General features: G+C 38.1%; 15 protein-coding genes. 6 read left to right on the top strand and 9 right to left on the bottom strand.

Annotation, left to right across the window (positions count from 1 at the left end; all coding sequences use genetic code 11):
* The first annotated feature begins 1 nt into the window (after position 1).
* The 3 genes from H5S41_RS06705 to H5S41_RS06695 all read left to right on the top strand — a co-directional run bounded on the left by H5S41_RS06705 (position 2) and on the right by H5S41_RS06695 (position 2,214).
* Complete coding sequence (locus H5S41_RS06705) at positions 2-1,306, top strand: Nramp family divalent metal transporter (RefSeq protein ID WP_182602776.1); 1,305 nt, start codon at positions 2-4, stop codon at positions 1,304-1,306.
* Between the two features lie 132 nt (positions 1,307-1,438).
* Positions 1,439-1,690: a response regulator gene (locus H5S41_RS06700; RefSeq protein WP_182602775.1), complete on the top strand. Its 252-nt coding sequence runs from the start codon at positions 1,439-1,441 to the stop codon at positions 1,688-1,690.
* A gap of 170 nt (positions 1,691-1,860) precedes the next feature.
* Positions 1,861-2,214: a LytTR family DNA-binding domain-containing protein gene (locus H5S41_RS06695; RefSeq protein ID WP_182602774.1), complete on the top strand. Its 354-nt coding sequence runs from the start codon at positions 1,861-1,863 to the stop codon at positions 2,212-2,214.
* Between the two features lie 191 nt (positions 2,215-2,405).
* On the opposite strand, the gene H5S41_RS06690 is transcribed toward H5S41_RS06695, so the two are convergent.
* Positions 2,406-2,999: an LPXTG cell wall anchor domain-containing protein gene (locus tag H5S41_RS06690; RefSeq protein WP_182602773.1), complete on the bottom strand. Its 594-nt coding sequence runs from the start codon at positions 2,997-2,999 to the stop codon at positions 2,406-2,408.
* A 214-nt stretch (positions 3,000-3,213) separates the two neighbouring features.
* Here H5S41_RS06690 and H5S41_RS06685 point away from each other — a divergent pair, with 214 nt between their 5' ends.
* The gene (locus tag H5S41_RS06685; protein WP_182602772.1) at positions 3,214-4,269 is read left to right on the top strand and encodes an Rpn family recombination-promoting nuclease/putative transposase; all 1,056 of its coding nucleotides are present in this window, start codon (positions 3,214-3,216) and stop codon (positions 4,267-4,269) included.
* A gap of 49 nt (positions 4,270-4,318) precedes the next feature.
* Here the strand turns inward: H5S41_RS06685 and H5S41_RS06680 are convergent, their stop codons facing one another.
* From H5S41_RS06680 to H5S41_RS06670, 3 genes are read right to left on the bottom strand one after another with little or no spacing between them, the layout of a single operon-like run.
* A complete protein-coding gene (locus tag H5S41_RS06680; RefSeq protein ID WP_182602771.1) occupies positions 4,319-4,867 on the bottom strand; it encodes a class I SAM-dependent methyltransferase in 549 nt (182 codons plus the stop codon).
* A 17-nt stretch (positions 4,868-4,884) separates the two neighbouring features.
* Positions 4,885-5,553, bottom strand: coding sequence for a potassium channel family protein (locus tag H5S41_RS06675; protein ID WP_153709850.1), 669 nt, complete (start codon positions 5,551-5,553; stop codon positions 4,885-4,887).
* Complete coding sequence (locus tag H5S41_RS06670) at positions 5,546-6,889, bottom strand: TrkH family potassium uptake protein (RefSeq protein WP_182602770.1); 1,344 nt, start codon at positions 6,887-6,889, stop codon at positions 5,546-5,548. Before H5S41_RS06670 ends, H5S41_RS06675 begins: the two co-directional genes overlap by 8 nt.
* A 155-nt stretch (positions 6,890-7,044) precedes the next feature.
* On the opposite strand from H5S41_RS06670, the gene H5S41_RS06665 reads away from it, so the two are divergent.
* Together H5S41_RS06665 and H5S41_RS06660 are read left to right on the top strand one after the other, a co-directional pair.
* Positions 7,045-8,817, top strand: coding sequence for an oleate hydratase (locus tag H5S41_RS06665; RefSeq protein ID WP_182602769.1), 1,773 nt, complete (start codon positions 7,045-7,047; stop codon positions 8,815-8,817).
* An 87-nt stretch (positions 8,818-8,904) separates the two neighbouring features.
* Positions 8,905-9,663, top strand: coding sequence for an NADPH-dependent oxidoreductase (locus H5S41_RS06660; RefSeq protein WP_182602768.1), 759 nt, complete (start codon positions 8,905-8,907; stop codon positions 9,661-9,663).
* Here H5S41_RS06660 and H5S41_RS06655 read toward each other — a convergent pair.
* The 5 genes from H5S41_RS06655 to H5S41_RS06635 form a co-directional block, all read right to left on the bottom strand.
* The gene (locus H5S41_RS06655) at positions 9,660-10,790 is read right to left on the bottom strand and encodes a glycosyl hydrolase family 8 (RefSeq protein ID WP_182602767.1); all 1,131 of its coding nucleotides are present in this window, start codon (positions 10,788-10,790) and stop codon (positions 9,660-9,662) included. The genes H5S41_RS06660 and H5S41_RS06655 overlap by 4 nt on opposite strands.
* A 27-nt stretch (positions 10,791-10,817) precedes the next feature.
* On the bottom strand, positions 10,818-12,125 hold the full coding sequence (locus H5S41_RS06650) for a glycosyltransferase family 2 protein (protein WP_182602766.1): 1,308 nt from the start codon (positions 12,123-12,125) through the stop codon (positions 10,818-10,820).
* Positions 12,125-12,268: a hypothetical protein gene (locus tag H5S41_RS06645; RefSeq protein WP_182602765.1), complete on the bottom strand. Its 144-nt coding sequence runs from the start codon at positions 12,266-12,268 to the stop codon at positions 12,125-12,127. Before H5S41_RS06645 ends, H5S41_RS06650 begins: the two co-directional genes overlap by 1 nt.
* Positions 12,269-12,272: 4 nt before the next feature.
* Positions 12,273-13,133 carry a hypothetical protein gene (locus tag H5S41_RS06640; RefSeq protein ID WP_182602764.1) on the bottom strand — a complete coding sequence of 287 codons (861 nt, stop codon included), beginning with the start codon at positions 13,131-13,133 and terminating at the stop codon, positions 12,273-12,275.
* 313 nt (positions 13,134-13,446) lie between these two features.
* The gene (locus H5S41_RS06635; protein ID WP_182597742.1) at positions 13,447-14,760 is read right to left on the bottom strand and encodes an MFS transporter; all 1,314 of its coding nucleotides are present in this window, start codon (positions 14,758-14,760) and stop codon (positions 13,447-13,449) included.
* Positions 14,761-15,952 lie beyond the last annotated feature (1,192 nt).

Here is a 15,952-nt window from a genome sequence, read left to right as displayed (position 1 = left end):
AATGCAACATAAAAGTTTAGATGAAATCAACGGGAGTGTTGACGTACCAAATGTTTACGAAAGTGCATTCTGTCAAAAATTCCTCGCATATAGCGGCCCCGGAGCCTTAGTAGCGGTCGGGTATATGGACCCTGGTAACTGGCTGACATCCCTTGCCGGGGGAAGCCAATACCGCTACCAGCTACTTGTAATCCTATTCACCGCGATTCTAATTGCCATGTTCATGCAATCATTGTCAATTAAACTTGGTGTCACCACCCGTACCGACCTTGCTCAAGCCATTGCCAGCCGGTTGCCAAAGCCACTTAGAATTGTACTCTGGCTACTCAATGAGGTCGCAATGATGGCCACTGACCTAACAGGAGTCGTGGGAACAGCCGTAGCGTTAAATATGTTATTTCGATTACCGCTTTTAATTGGGGTAATCCTAACAATTGCGGACGTTTTAGTAGTCCTCTTTTTCCTCCACTTTGGGATTCGACGGATTGAGTTTATTGTCCTTAGTGCAATTTTAATTGTCGGAATAATCTTTGCCATTGAAGTGTGCCGTGCTCATCCCCACTTTACCGCAATTATGGATGGATTTATTCCACGATCTGTTATCTTTACCAATCACAGCGAGTTACTAATCAGTCTCGGAATTGTTGGAGCTACAATTATGCCCCATAATATCTACCTGCACTCATCCCTCGCCCAAAGCCGCCGCTATGATGAACATGACCCCAAACAAGTTAAAGAAACGCTCCGTTTTGCGAATTGGGATTCCTTAATTCACCTTTTCGCTGCCTTTATCGTCAATGCTCTTTTACTGGTCCTCGGCGGCACCCTTTTCTTCCATACCGCCAGTCTCGGTAGTCTGGAAGATGTCTTTTATGGGCTTAAAAATCCGCATATTGTTGGTAGTCTTGCCAGTCCATTAATGAGTTGGCTATTTGCTTTTGCCTTATTAGTAACGGGGCTAATTTCCTCCATCACTAGTACATTAGCCGGGCAAATCGTGATGGAAGGATTCATCAATATCCGTTTACCCTTATGGCAACGGCGACTATTGACACGAGCAGTTACCCTGGTACCGATTTTAATTATCGGCTTTATGATTAACTTTAACGAAGAGCAATTTGAACAATTAATTATCTACGCTCAAATCGTCTTAAGCATTGCTTTACCATTCACCTTATATCCCTTAGTGGCACTAACTGGCAGTAAAAAGATGATGGGCCAACACGTTAATGCACCTTGGCAAACTATACTTGGATATTTTTTAGCCAGTGTGGTAACTGGACTGAATTTACTTGTTCTATTTTAGTTTTTCACTGTTCTATCGTTAATTTCAGCGTTCTACACTTTCTTTTACAAGTTCAGTATTTTCCCTTTATTTTCAGTAAGCGGTGATGATATATTCAATACTGAAATTTGTTACTGTAAGGGAAGATAGCCTATGCTAAACGTATTTATTTTGGAAGACGATCCGATTCAGCTCCATCAAATGAAAAACAACATTGAAAAGATTGGGACCAATTTAGATATCAAAGTTGATTGCAAAGTCTTTACCAATACTGATGACTTAAAAAAGAATCTTCCACAACCAAGTCAATCTAATGTATTTATTTTAGATCTTGAAATTAATAAAAATAATACAAAACAAATAGCGTTGAGCTGTACCCCCCCCCCTCAAAATTTGACCTTATAAACATAAAAAATAATTCCGTTCTCAAACTTAGCAAATATATTCGTACACATGATCAATTTGCCTCATTAATTCTTATTGCAACCCATGATGAGTTATTATATTTTTCATATAAATATCGAATTAATGCATTAGATTTTATAGTAAAAAAACATGATAATGTCTTAACTGAATTGCGTAAAGATATTCATCATATTTCTAGTCAAATTCAAAGCAATGAAACTGAATTACCATTTGTCTATAAAGACTATTCAAACACAATTAAAGTTGCCTTCAAGAATATCAATTATTTTGAGTCAAACTCTGGTAACTCACATTCGTCAATTTTAAACACTGTTAACAAGCAAAAAAGACAGTTGAATTATAATCTTCGTGATATTGAAAAAATGGATAACCGCTTTTTTCGTGCTCATCGGAGTTATTTAGTTAACTTGCGACAAATAGACTATGTTGACCCACGAAAAAGATCTATTTCTATAATGGAGAAGAATGTCCTGTCAGCAAGTTACACATACGACATCTATTAAAACTAGTCAATACTATTTGACAGCATAAATTGAGAATTTTAATGTTGGGAAGGGTAATAAAAGTACATTAAAAAGATATCTATACCAATGATGAATAATTTATTTTATTTCATAATCTAATCAAAAAGGCAGAGCCAAACGTTTCGTTTAACTCTGCTTTTTAATTTAGAAAAGATAAATTAAATAATTGCTTAAGCGCGCTTCTTCATGTAGCCGAAACCAAACATTCCGGCAAGAGTTGCTAAGCCTAAACCAGTTGCAGCTGCGGCTTGTGTATCAGCATTACCAGTTTGTGGTAAGGTCTTCACACCATTGTCGGCCTTAACTGGAGCGGCACTCGTCGTTACAGTGTTACCTTGGGTAGTAGCTGCTGTACTCGTTGCCTTATTGCTTGTAGCAACACCTTGGTTACCTTGAACAGTACCATTACTTTGAGCTGAATTGTTACCAGTAGTTCCAGTAGTAGTATTAGCACTGTTTGCGTTATTAACATTTTGGGTTTGTGGTGCTACGTTTTGACCCTGTTGTGACTGTGCACTGCTTTGGTTACCATCAACTTGCTTCATCCATGCTTGTGCTTCTGAATCACCTTGTTCAGCTGCTGATTGGAGATCAAGCCAAGGAGCGTTAACAAGTCCCTTTTTATTATCTGCTTCCATCTTTTGATTCCATTTTGCATTCATCTCATCATAAGTTGCAGCATGAGCTGTTACAGTCGTTGCTCCTAAAGTTAAGGCCGCTACCAATAAGGCACCTGATAGCATTAATTTATTTTTCATATTCATAATTATATTACTCCCCTCATTTAATTAACCACCACTCTACATAGCGGTTATGTGGTAAGTATATAATTTTTATTTATCACCTTTAATACATTTTCAGTAAACGATCGTAAGGCTCAGTAAATAATCCTTAAATAAAATAATGCAATTTCCAATTTATTGCGTATATAAAATATAGGAGAGGTCTCATCCGAATTTTTATCCAAGGAGAATAAGCATGAACAACGAATTACGCAAAAAGTGGGACAATGCCGATTTAACAGATGACTACATCTTTAATAAGGTGATGCTAGATAAGGAGATTTGTCTGGAGCTATTGCGAAGGATTTTACCAGACTTAAATATAAAAGATATTCAATACCCCAATAACCAGCAGGAATTCTCACTCGCACCGGATGCAAAAGCAGTACGATTTGATATCTATACAACTGATGAGCGGAATAATCACTACGATATTGAAATGCAAGTCGTTAACGAACATAACCTTGCTAAGCGAATTCGTTATTACCAAGCCGCTAGTACAATGGAAGCATATGATAAGGGAAAAACATATGATTTTGCTGATAATTCCTATGTAATTTTCTTTTGCAACTTTGATCCCTTTAATCTCGGCTTTCAATGTTACACACTGCATAAGCATATCGATAATGCACCAGAACATATCATTAGAGACGGGCAAACCGACATCTTATTCAACATTCCATCAAGCAACCATGATGTAACCCCTAAAATGCAGGCAGTTCTTGACTTAATTGCCCAGCGGAATATTGAAGAACCAGATGCTTTTGTCGTAAAATTAAGGGAAAGGATGCGGAAAGTCAAGCAAAATCGGAAATGGAGGGCGGAATATATGCGACTCTCAATGTATGAAATGGACCAGCAAATTCGGGAGCGAAAAATACAGGAACTGCAGACAAAGGTTGAAGAAGCGCAAAGTAAGTTAAAAGAAGGGCAAGCCAAGTTAGAAGAAGGCAAAAGTAGATTAGCTGAAAACCGAGCTAAGTTAAATGAAGACAAAAGTAAATTAGCCGAAGATCAAACTAAACTAAATGAGAGTAAAAGTAAATTGGCTGAAGATCAAGCTAAATTACAAAACGAACAAGATAAGCTAAAGAGCAAGTGGCATGAAATAAATAATATTCAAGAAAAGGATATTAAAGCGCTTATTGTAAAATTACAAAAAATGGGAATTAATGAGGCAGCGATAAAGGAATGTGTCAAAACTAGTTATAAGCTGGACAGCAAACAATTACAGAACTATTTTAGCGACTAAATAAAAATGGTGGTTAACTTAGATTTTTCCCAATTACTAACCACCATTTTTAAAGCCTTTTCGCCACTATTACTTTTTGCCCATTAATTTTTCTACCTGAAATATTCTTAATGCCATAATATTCCAAGAGTTGTTCATACCGCTGCATATTACCAGAATCAATAATCACTAATGTGCCGTGTGCTGCTAACACCCGCACTGCTTCCTGAAGAACACGGCCTCGCGTAATTGCTGGCTTTACCTGTTGAAGTCCTGCAATAATCACGAAATCAAAACAATGGTCGGTAAATGATAAATTAGTAACATCAGTCAACACAGTTTTAGCACGATCAGCTACTGCAGCTTCTTTGATCAGCTCTTTTAATCTTTGCTCCTGCTTCTCATTTGCTGCAATACCGATGATCTTGCCCGGACTAGTTAATCGCTTGGCAAAATTAATAAGGGCTTTTCCATTGCTGACACTCATGTCAAGGATCTGAACATTCCCCTTCATGTTTAGATCAGCACCTATTCTATCCCATTCGCGTCGACGCTGGATAAACCAATAGATTATTCCCAAAGCAACTACAACAATAACTATTCCAATTACAACTCTCAATTCTCTTCACCTATTATTTAACTAACAATATCGTTTAATTTTCGAATATCTTTTAAATTTCCTACGACTGTAATCTTATCATGCGGTTGAATTACATCATTAGCTTGCGGCATCTGGTTGACTTCATCATCTTGGCTAACGATGATAATCACATTAACATTATATCGGTTACGAAAGTCTAAATCATCAAGGGTCTTACCAAAAAACTTAGGATTATTGATATTAACTTCTGCCAGTGTAATCTCCTTACTAAGGGTTACATAGTCGATTACACTGGGATTTAGTTGCTGAAAAATCAGCCGTTCTGCCAAGTCATGTTCAGGACGAACCACCATGTCAGCGCCGACTCGCTCAAGAACTCGCGCATGGTTCACATTCTCTGCCCGGCATATTACATCGGGTGCACCTAGTTCCTTAGCAATCAGGGTCGCCATGATACTAGCTTCAACGTTTTTTCCGATTGAAATATATACATGGTCAAAGCTACCAATGTCAAGGTCACGCAAGGCGTCTTCATCTTGTGCATCCGCAATTACTGCCCGCATAACAGAACCAGCAAACTCATTAACCACTTCTTCACTGGAATCAATCGCTAATACTTCTTGTCCTGCCTGTACTAACGCTTCACATATCGATGCGCCAAATTGTCCAATCCCAATAACTGCGTAACTTTCTTTTTTAGCCAATTAACACACTCTCCTCTGGATAACGATAATTTTTCGCTGCTGTACTAGCATTCAAAATTGAGAACATAACAGTATAAATTCCTACCCGTCCAACAAACATTAGAAACATAATAATAAATTGTCCTAATAAATTCAGGTGCGTGGTAATCCCTAGAGAAATTCCTGTTGTTCCAAACGCTGCCACCGCTTCAAAGGTAACATAAGCCAATGAATCATGCTTTGGTAAATCTTGAGTCTCTACAAGTACCAGGATTGCGACAAGCAGAATAAATAAAGCAACAAATAGCAACGTCAAAGCACGATAAATATTTTCCTGTGTAAAACGACGATGAGCAAATGTTGTATCACGTTGTCCTCTTAACGTTGCAAAACTTTGGATAGTTAATAAGCCAATAGTAGTTGTTTTAACACCCCCGGCAGTTGATCCTGGCGTTCCACCAATAAACATTAAAATAACTGTAAAAGCAATACCGGCAGCACTTAGGTCAGTATAAGGAAAAGTAACCAGCCCAGCAGTACGGGGAGTTATTGCCATAAAAATAGTATTGATGATGCGGTTAGTAAAAGTTAATTTATCGCTTAACTGAGCTAAATTTTTCTCCGTAATAAAGTAAACAATAACCGATAAAACAAATAAAACCGCTCCGGTTCGCAATGCTAACTGCGTATGTAATGATAAACGGTGGTATTTAAGATAATTAAGGATATCTTTCCATACTAAGAAGCCAAGTGAACCCGCAATGATCAAAACCGCTAATACACATAACATATACGGATCATTCGCGTAGTTTGCCATGCTATTATCAAACAAGTCAAAACCAGCATTACAAAACGCCGATATCGAATGAAAAATACTAAACCAAATTCCCCTTCCCAGACCATAGCGAGGGTAAAAATCAAAAAATAGGAAAATTCCTCCTGCTAACTGGATCAATAGTGATAATCGAATAATAAGATATACAATATTTAACTGAGAGAGATGGTCAAGATTGAGTGCCTCCTGAGTTAAAAGTCTCGTGGACATCCGCATTCGTTGACGGACAAGAAGCGACATCATAACCGCAAATGTCATAAATCCCAGACCACCAACTTCCATTAAAATTGCAATTACGATTTGCCCAAATAATGTCCAATGATGGGCGGTGCTAACTAATGTTAATCCCGTTACACAAGTTGCGCTGGTTGACGTAAAGAAAGCGGTCATAAAGTTGGTTGTTTCTCCAGTCCGCGTTGCAAACGGCAAGGAGAGCAAAATTGTTCCCATAAAAATAACAATTAAAAAACCGAATGTAAGAATTTTGGGAAATGTATATTTGTGTTTATTTATTTCAATCACTTTTATCCCTCCTCATATTAAAGATTACTCAACTAATTATAAGCGTTTTTGTTAAATTCTAAACCCTTTTTTATTTCCCAGGAAATCATCTTGAGAAAGCGCTACAATATAAATAGGATTATTGATATTGCTTTTCCTTGAAAGGAGACGTTTTTATGTATTATTCAAACGGGAACTATGAAGCATTCGCTCGTCCGCGTAAACCGGCGGGAGTTGATAACAAGAAAGCGTATATTGTTGGTGCTGGTTTAGCTGGTCTTTCCGCTGCTGTCTTTTTAATTCGGGACGCACAAATGCCAGGTGAGAATATCCATATCTTTGAAGAATTGCCAATTGCTGGTGGTTCCTTAGATGGTCAAGATCGTCCAGACGTTGGCTTTGTTACTCGTGGCGGTCGGGAAATGGAAAATCACTTTGAATGTATGTGGGACATGTACCGCTCGATACCATCACTAGAGATTCCAGGCGCTTCTTATCTCGATGAATATTACTGGTTAGATAAGGATGATCCAAACAGTTCAAATTGCCGACTAACCTACAAGCGCGGTAATGAAGTTCCAACAGATGGTAAGTATCTTCTTGGCAAATCTACTAAGGAATTAATGAAACTGATTCTGACACCTGAAGATCAGCTTGGTGACTTAACCATCGGCGATTACTTCTCTGAGGATTTCTTCAAGAGTAACTTTTGGATTTACTGGTCAACCATGTTTGCCTTTGAAAAGTGGCACTCTTTAGCTGAAATGCGCCGGTACGCAATGCGGTTTATCCACCACATTGACGGCTTACCCGACTTTACAGCTCTTAAATTTAATAAATATAACCAATATGAATCAATGACTAAACCATTACTTGCCTACCTCAAGGACCACGGCGTAAAGTTTGAGTATGATACACAAGTTCAAAATGTCCTAGTTGATACCAAGAATGGTGAGAAGCACGCCAAAAAGATCATTCTCAAACAAAATGGCGAAGATAAAACTATTGATTTAACCGATAATGACCTTGTGTTTGTCACTAATGGATCGATTACCGAAAGTTCCAACTATGGTAGTCATCATCAAGTTGCGCAACCAACTCGTGCACTTGGCGGCAGTTGGAAATTATGGGAAAACATCGCTAAACAATCACCAGCATTTGGTCATCCAGATGTCTTCTGCAAAAACATCCCTAACCGTAGCTGGTTTATTTCTGCAACCGCAACTATTGAAAATCCACAAGTTGAACCATATATTGAACGCTTAACTAAACGTGATCTTCATGACGGAAAGGTAAATACTGGTGGAATTATTACTGTTACCGACTCCAACTGGATGCTAAGCTGGACAATCCACCGTCAGCCACACTTTAAGAGCCAAAAGCCAAATGAAACAATTGTCTGGATCTATGGCCTCTACTCTGACACAGAAGGTAATTACATTAAAAAACGGATTGTTGATTGTACTGGCGAAGAAATTACTAAAGAATGGCTCTACCACCTCGGCGTTCCAGAAGCCTTAATTGATGATTTAGCAAAAGAAGAATCGATTAATACAGTTCCAGTTTACATGCCATTTGTTACCAGTTACTTTATGCCACGGGTTAAGGGTGACCGTCCTGCTGTTGTTCCAGAAGGTTCTGCTAACCTTGCCTTTATTGGTAACTTTGCTGAATCGCCAACTCGTGATACTGTCTTCACAACTGAATATTCAGTTCGGACTGCAATGGAAGCCGTCTATAGTCTCCTTAATGTTGATCGCGGTGTTCCAGAGGTATTTAATTCAATCTATGATATTCGGGAATTAATGCGGGCAATGTACTACATGAATGATAAAAAGCCACTCGAAGAAATGGACTTGCCAATTCCAAAGGTCATTGAGAAACCGTTACTTAAGAAAGTTAAGAAGAACTGGATTGGTGAGTTGATGGAAGAACAACATCTGCTTTAAAAAAATCAAAATAAGGGAGTAGGGCGCAAGTTATCATTAACTTTTGCTCCACTCCCTTCACTAATTACACATAGAGGAGTTATTACTATGAAAAATAATACTGTTGAACAGCAATTAAACCATCGGACAATTCGTGCTTTTAAGCCAACATCCCTCTCCAAAGAACAGTTAACTACTCTTTATTCCGTTGCCAGTCATACGCCAACCAGCATGTTTATGCAACAAATGTCCATCATGCACATTACCGATCCAGATAAGCGCACAGCTATTAGGGAAGTAAGCAAACAACCATACGTAGGAGCTAATGGTGACCTTTTAATCTTCCTAGTTGACCTCTATCGTAACCAACAAATTCGGCAACAAAAGGGTAAGGATGATGGCCGGCTCCATACCGCTGATATTTTCTTCCAGGGCGTTGATGATGCAATTATGGCCGCCCAAAACGTGATAACCGCCGCTGAAAGTATGAACCTTGGCGTAGTTCCCCTTGGTTCAATCAAGAATAATCCGCGAAAGATTATTGATATTCTCGACCTTCCCAAAATGACTTTTCCCGTTTTAGGTCTGCAGATTGGTATTCCTGATCAACAGCCACAACTAAAGCCCCGTCTTCCATTAAAATTTATTGCATTCGATAATGATTATAATCGAGAAATTAAGCTTGACGAGTTAGCGGATTATGACCAAGAAGTTACTACTTACTATGACCTGCGTGATGCGAACCGGCGAATTGATTCATTCACCAATCAAATTGCCGGGGCTAAACTTGACCATCATCATACCAAGCGTGATGAGATCATGAAAGTATTGCACCAACAAGGTCTCTGTACTGACGAAGGAATTTAATTCATCCCTTCTAAGGCAGCTAACGTTGTTAAAGTTGCATCATAATAATTTCTTGTCGTCACTGGTTTGCTAAAAATATACTTTTGACTAACAAATAAGTTGTCATATCCCTTATTACGATTGCAGCTAACAGCATAAAATATCGGTGCGCTGAAGCTATTTGACTGGTACTTAACCAAGCGGCGTCCTTCCAATGAATACCCTGCCGTAATATAATATTGGTCACTAAAAAACCTCATCATCTTATTTAAGACCCTTTGCGCGCGGGGATCATCACTTTGGGCAAGCATCATCGGAACTCGACAAGCATTGGCCCCGTAATCACCATCATGAATACTTGCAACTGTCCGTGCCTTTACTGCACTAGTAGTTTTCTCACCTGCCCACGCGAAATCCGGTACAAGCCCTGTCCGATGTTGGCTGCTTAATGTAACAAGCCGGTCCAGCATATTATCTTTAACAATCTGCCATTGAATGTCATGACTTGTTTCATAAAGATCGTCAAACACATCTGGCATAACATCTGACGTCCGTAATAAATAATAGTATTTTGATTCTTTTGTAACCCAATCACCAACAGTTAATGTTTGCGTGGTTGGGTTATATTCGTATCTTAAAATATCTGCTGCAATATTACGTTCTATTTTTTGGTAATAGGCTGATCGATTGGGCCATACTACAGCTGCATGATGCAATGCCGCCGCAATGTATAAATCACCATCTGTAGCACTGTTATGGTCAGTTACCCATTTTCCCTGCTTATTATACTTTTGACGCCATGCCATTAAATAGGTTTGCCGACCATTTACATAGTCACGATGGGCTAAATAATAATTTAATAGCTTTTCAAAATCAGCCTGCCTTGCCCAGCCCTTCTCACCAGCTTTTGCGATAAGTTGAAGACCATAACCCTGCGCTTCTGATAAGGCAATTGGCCGTGTTTTGTTATTGCTTGTATTAACAAAAGTCTGCTGATCATTCTTTGCTACTAAATATCCGCTCTGCCATCGTTCATAAGCCTGCCGTTGGATATGTTCCGGATTCTTTGTCCGAACTAGCACCAACGTCGTAATGTACATGAATGCTACTATCGTTGCTAGCAGCCAAATATATCCTGGGCGTTTCATCCCTGCACTCGCTCCTCACTTAATATTCTAGTCCGCAAATCGTTTGGTCTTTACCCATTTGGTTCCATCACGGTGCATTAACTTATCAATTCCTACTGAAATCACTGCATTAATCGAAACAATGATAAACAATTGTGAATATGTAAAATATGATGCAAGAGCTAACCAAATTTGTTTATTGGTTGCTTGACCAAATTGAGTTGCAGAAGCCGTTGTAATTTGTAAAACGTAAAGAATAATCATTAATAACCAGTTAAATAGCAATAGTTGGGCAATTAGGATATTACTCTCACCAAATGTAAATGGTATTAGTACATGTGGCTTAAAAAGATGTATAAACCAGAAAATGATATTCGTGATAAAAATAATGTCTGAAAGGACAATTGCGGCATTGAACCAGAAAAATGTACAGGAATAGTAAAATGTTTCTAGTTTCACCCGCCAATTACTTTGATCAAATAAGTGTCTAAAGTTTTTTAATACTACCTGATAATTGCCCTTTGCCCACCTTAATCGTTGAAAATAGTAATCCCTAAGCTGCTCAGGTTCTTGCTGGAAGGCCTCTGAATTATAAGCTAGCGCAATTAATTTCCCGCTTTGCATAATTTTAAATGAAATATCCGTATCCTCGGTTAAAGCGCCATTCTCCCATCCGCCAATCGACTTCACGTATTCGCGTTTAATGATAAAGTTTGTTCCAGGGATCCGGCCAATCTTAAATAAATGCCAAATTGCACAATGCTGGATTCGCTGAGTGACAACGATTTCTTGGTTAATGCAACGGGTTAAAAAGTTTTGCTTAGCATTTCTCGTTTTATTACGACCAAATACTGCCACATATTTTTGCGGATTTTCTAGCCCTTTACGTACTAAGAAGTACAGGGCATTTTTCTCTGGCATCGCATCGGCATCATAAACAGCAATGTATTCACCCTTGGCAACTTTGAGAGCATCATTTAAGACACCAGCCTTGCCACCCTGACCGTGACGTTCAATCACGCGTGCATTACGGTGCTTATATTTGATCATCTGTAATACAGCCTTTGCACGTCTAGCAGTCTGATCACCACAATTATCAGCATAAATCAATAATTCGACCTTATCAGCCGGATAATTTAAGTCTAGGATCGCCCTAGTTGTCTGTGCGATAACAACTTCCTCATTATGTGCCGGAACAATAATCGTAACTGATGGATAATGTTCTAGCGGCTCGATATCAACTACTTTTTTGCTATGTGTTAACCAAAAATGAACTGCCCCGGCAAGGGTTAACGAGGCCATTAGCAATGAACTCCAAATCGATAACAGTGTCACAATCATTACAAATTCTTGCATTATTTTTTCTCGTTTCTATCAGTATTTAAGGTTGTCTGCTCAATACGGAAATAAATTATCCATTGAAGAACCGCAAAAACCATTGCGAGGATAAAAAAGACAAGGGTAACAACAATCGCCAACCAGAAAAACGTCCGTACCATTTATTTATGACTCCCCTCTTAAGTATTCCACAACGATGTCTGTTTCCATATCTCTCTCAATATGGCGCATTACACTTTCTAATGTCTCAAACGATGTTACATTAATATCATCTACCTTTAAGTGTCCCCATTTAAATTGCGGCGTTGCCTTCCCGATTAGTAAATCTGCTAGGCCTTCACGGGTACTTTGGTTTTGATAGGCAAACGTGATATTGGGCAAATGATACGACAAAATTAAAAAAGTACCATTTCCCAGGAAATATAATGCCTCTGACGGTAACCGGCGCTCTTTTAATACGTGGGCAATTTGTTGCAACGCCTGATTATAATCATCATGATGAAACTGACGAAACTGCTGGTTATGAACCCAATGAATAGCGGTAACATCGATCCACAAGTCCGCTATTTGTTCTTTAATAATAAAGCGAACCTCTTTTTGATAAATTTTGTTGGCGTTATATCCCGTTTGTAGTTTTACAACCTGGTTATAGTAGGCGGCATAACTCTCAATATCTTTACGATTACGATCTAACCAGCCTAACTCACCAATCACATAACGACTAAAATAAGCTAACGCTGCTGTCAGGGGAAATGCAGCGAGGAGCATTAGCTTTAACGGGGTCTCCATTACTATGTATCCTAACAATAAAATTGCGCTGCCGATTGTTGTCAAACCGATAACTAACCAAGTAACGGCAATGCTAGGAATAAGGCTACCAACAACCAACCCCAAAATAATCATTACCATCATTGCCGTCATAACAAAATGTGCATACTGCCCAGCCCACCACATCATCAAGACAACAATTATGACCAGTGAACAAAGTGTGGCAAGACCCGCTTCTACAACATGGCGTCGAATCATATAACTCTCTTCCTCTCTGATAAAATGAGCAGGTAATATATTAGCATACCTATTTCTAGTTTTCACTAGTTTAAAGTCTTGGCAGAGTAACATTTAAAGCCGCCTTGTGAATTTACTTATCATTTTATATTGCGTTGTTTACCATTATAAAATCGCTTTTTGATGATATTTAAATTTATAAACAAATGAAATAATTTTGTTTATTTTTGTAGTTTGATAAGCAAATTATCGTTTTAAACAAAAACAGAATCAGCAATCTAATTTGCCGATTCCGCTATCATGATAATAATTATGAATAATATGGGTCAAAATATTACTTTGTGTAGTCAACGTTCTTTGTTTCTTTAGTTGTAAGCCACGATACAACTGCTAATACAGCCAAAGCAAGCATGTAATATCCAGCTGAGTGGAGGCCATAATGTGCAATTAGCCAAGTAGTCATTGTTGGAGCAACCGCGGCACCAACCACAGCAGCAAGGTTATAAGTAATTCCCGCGCCAGAATAACGAACCTTAGTTGGAAAGAGTTCTGGTAAAACTGCGCCAACAGGGCCATACAAAGTACCCATCACTAAGAAACCAACACCAAGGAATAACAGCATTCCGGTAAGATTATGCTGTCCGGTAAGGAACATTGGGAAAACAAGGGAGTAAACTACTAGCGCTACTGAAGCTGTTAATAGCACTTTCTTTCGGCCAACCCTATCTGCTAAAACAGAAGTTAAAACAATAAGAACAGCAAATTCAACAATGGCTCCCATTAAAAGAAGTAAAAACTCAGATGGACTAAATCCAAGTGCCGTCGTCGCATATGATAATGACCAGGTCGTTAAAGTAAAGAATAAAGCATAAGTAGCAGCCATGATAAATGTCCCTTTAAGGATTTCCCGCCAATTCGTACGGAAAACTTCCCGCAATGGAGACTTAGTCGTATTATCCTTTTCCTGTGCTAACTTAAACAACGGGGTTTCTTGTAAACGGCGACGAACATATAAACCGATAAATACTAGGACTGCTGATGCCCAAAATGGAATCCGCCAACCAAAACTCATCATTTGTGCTGGTGTTAAAACTCGTTCCAAAACGAAGAAGAGTCCGTTACATAGGAAGAAACCAATTGGTGCGCCGACCTCGGGGAAGGAACCGTATAGGGCCCGCTTATCTGCCGGAGCGTTTTCGGTTGCAACAAGGACCGCACCTGACCATTCGCCACCAAGTCCGATCCCTTGAACAAACCGGCATAAGCATAGCAACAGTGCTCCCCATACGCCGATTGATTGGTATCCAGGGATAAAACCAATTGTCACAGTTGAAACACCCATGACAAGTAATGAAACCACTAATGTCTTTTTTCGGCCAAGGCGGTCACCAAAATGACCAAAAAGGAAGGACCCAACCGGCCGGGCAACAAATGCAACCCCGAATGTCAATAAACTAAGCAATGTAGCTAATAATGGCGTCATCTGGGGAAAGAAAACTTTGGGGAAGTAGGCAGCTGATGCAGTTCCATAAGCATAAAAATCAAAAAATTCAATCGCCGTTCCCATCATTGATGCTAAAATAACTGTTTTAACCGGGTCACGTCGTAATTTTGGTCTAGTTTGTGTTGCTGTAACTGTATTTTCCATTTCTCTTACCTCTCTAGATTATTTAATACTAGCGTCTGTCATCTCTTTCAGTTAAAATGTCGCTTTCCATTTTATTCATCACCCTTTCAAAAAATAAAAACCAGCTAACTGCTAAACAGTTAACTGGCTGCCAAAGATATTGCGCTACCGTTTCACTGTTCGCACTGCCTTTAATCTCAGGTAATGCGAACAACATTAAATTATCCGCATCACCTAAATAATGACCCGAATAATAATAATGTTTTGTTGTGTATTTGTAGCAAAAAGCATATCTTTGTCCTCTTTTCTTTTTCGATGAATAAAATATTACCATGAATAAAATTACATTTCAATAAGTTTTCTAATTTATTTTTAATTTTTATCTCTAATTAACTAAAAAAGCCTAATCTCTTAGTGCAGGAGAGATTAGACTTCAACTTAGTAAACTCAATCATGAAACAAATAATGTTGTTGATGTTAATTGGATAAAGGGATGTGCTGTTTCACTGACGAGCTTTTCTAATATCTAACTTAAAATAAACAAGTGGATTTCTTGTTCCTATGTATTATATCACAATAATTGTGAAAAAGTTAACTAATATCTAAAAATATTCAAAAATAATAAAGCAATAATTGATTACTTAGCCATTAGCATCAATTTATCACCAGTGATTTATATCACAATAGTAAAATAACTACTAAACTTGCTAATTTACAAATATAATATTTAAAAATAAATATTTTTATGTACTTAGTGTTGAAAAAAAAAAAAAAAAGGTAATATAAGGGTGATAAATAAAATTTAATAAATTTATTTAAAAGAAATGAATTTATTCTTTCTGATCCCCCCGCTTGGTTCAGTTGCCTTGAATCCTATAGCTATCCTCTAGCAGCTATTATTCATCGTATTTTTATTTATCATTTTTATTTAGAAAGGAGTCGATCTAAGAGATATTTTTATCTTGTTTTGTTAATCCTATCGGCAGTATCAATTACAGCTAATTTAACTTAACCCCACAAGCTACTTTTCTTCCTTTACTTATAAATAATTAAATTACTTGTTAGTATGGGCCGGTACTATTAACTTAACATTCAGATCTCTTTTGGTGTTTCTCTAACCCTTTAGAAACGCTGTTGTTTAGTCCTAATAGATAGAATATTCATTAATACACAGTTACAAAGCAATCTCTATTTAATTAAACTTTCTAATTTT

This window comes from Limosilactobacillus albertensis (assembly GCF_014145555.1).
GTDB classification, from domain to species: Bacteria; Bacillota; Bacilli; order Lactobacillales; family Lactobacillaceae; genus Limosilactobacillus; species Limosilactobacillus albertensis.
The sequence above is the reverse complement of the archived record's forward strand: the minus strand, read 5'-3'. Positions and strand labels throughout refer to the sequence as shown.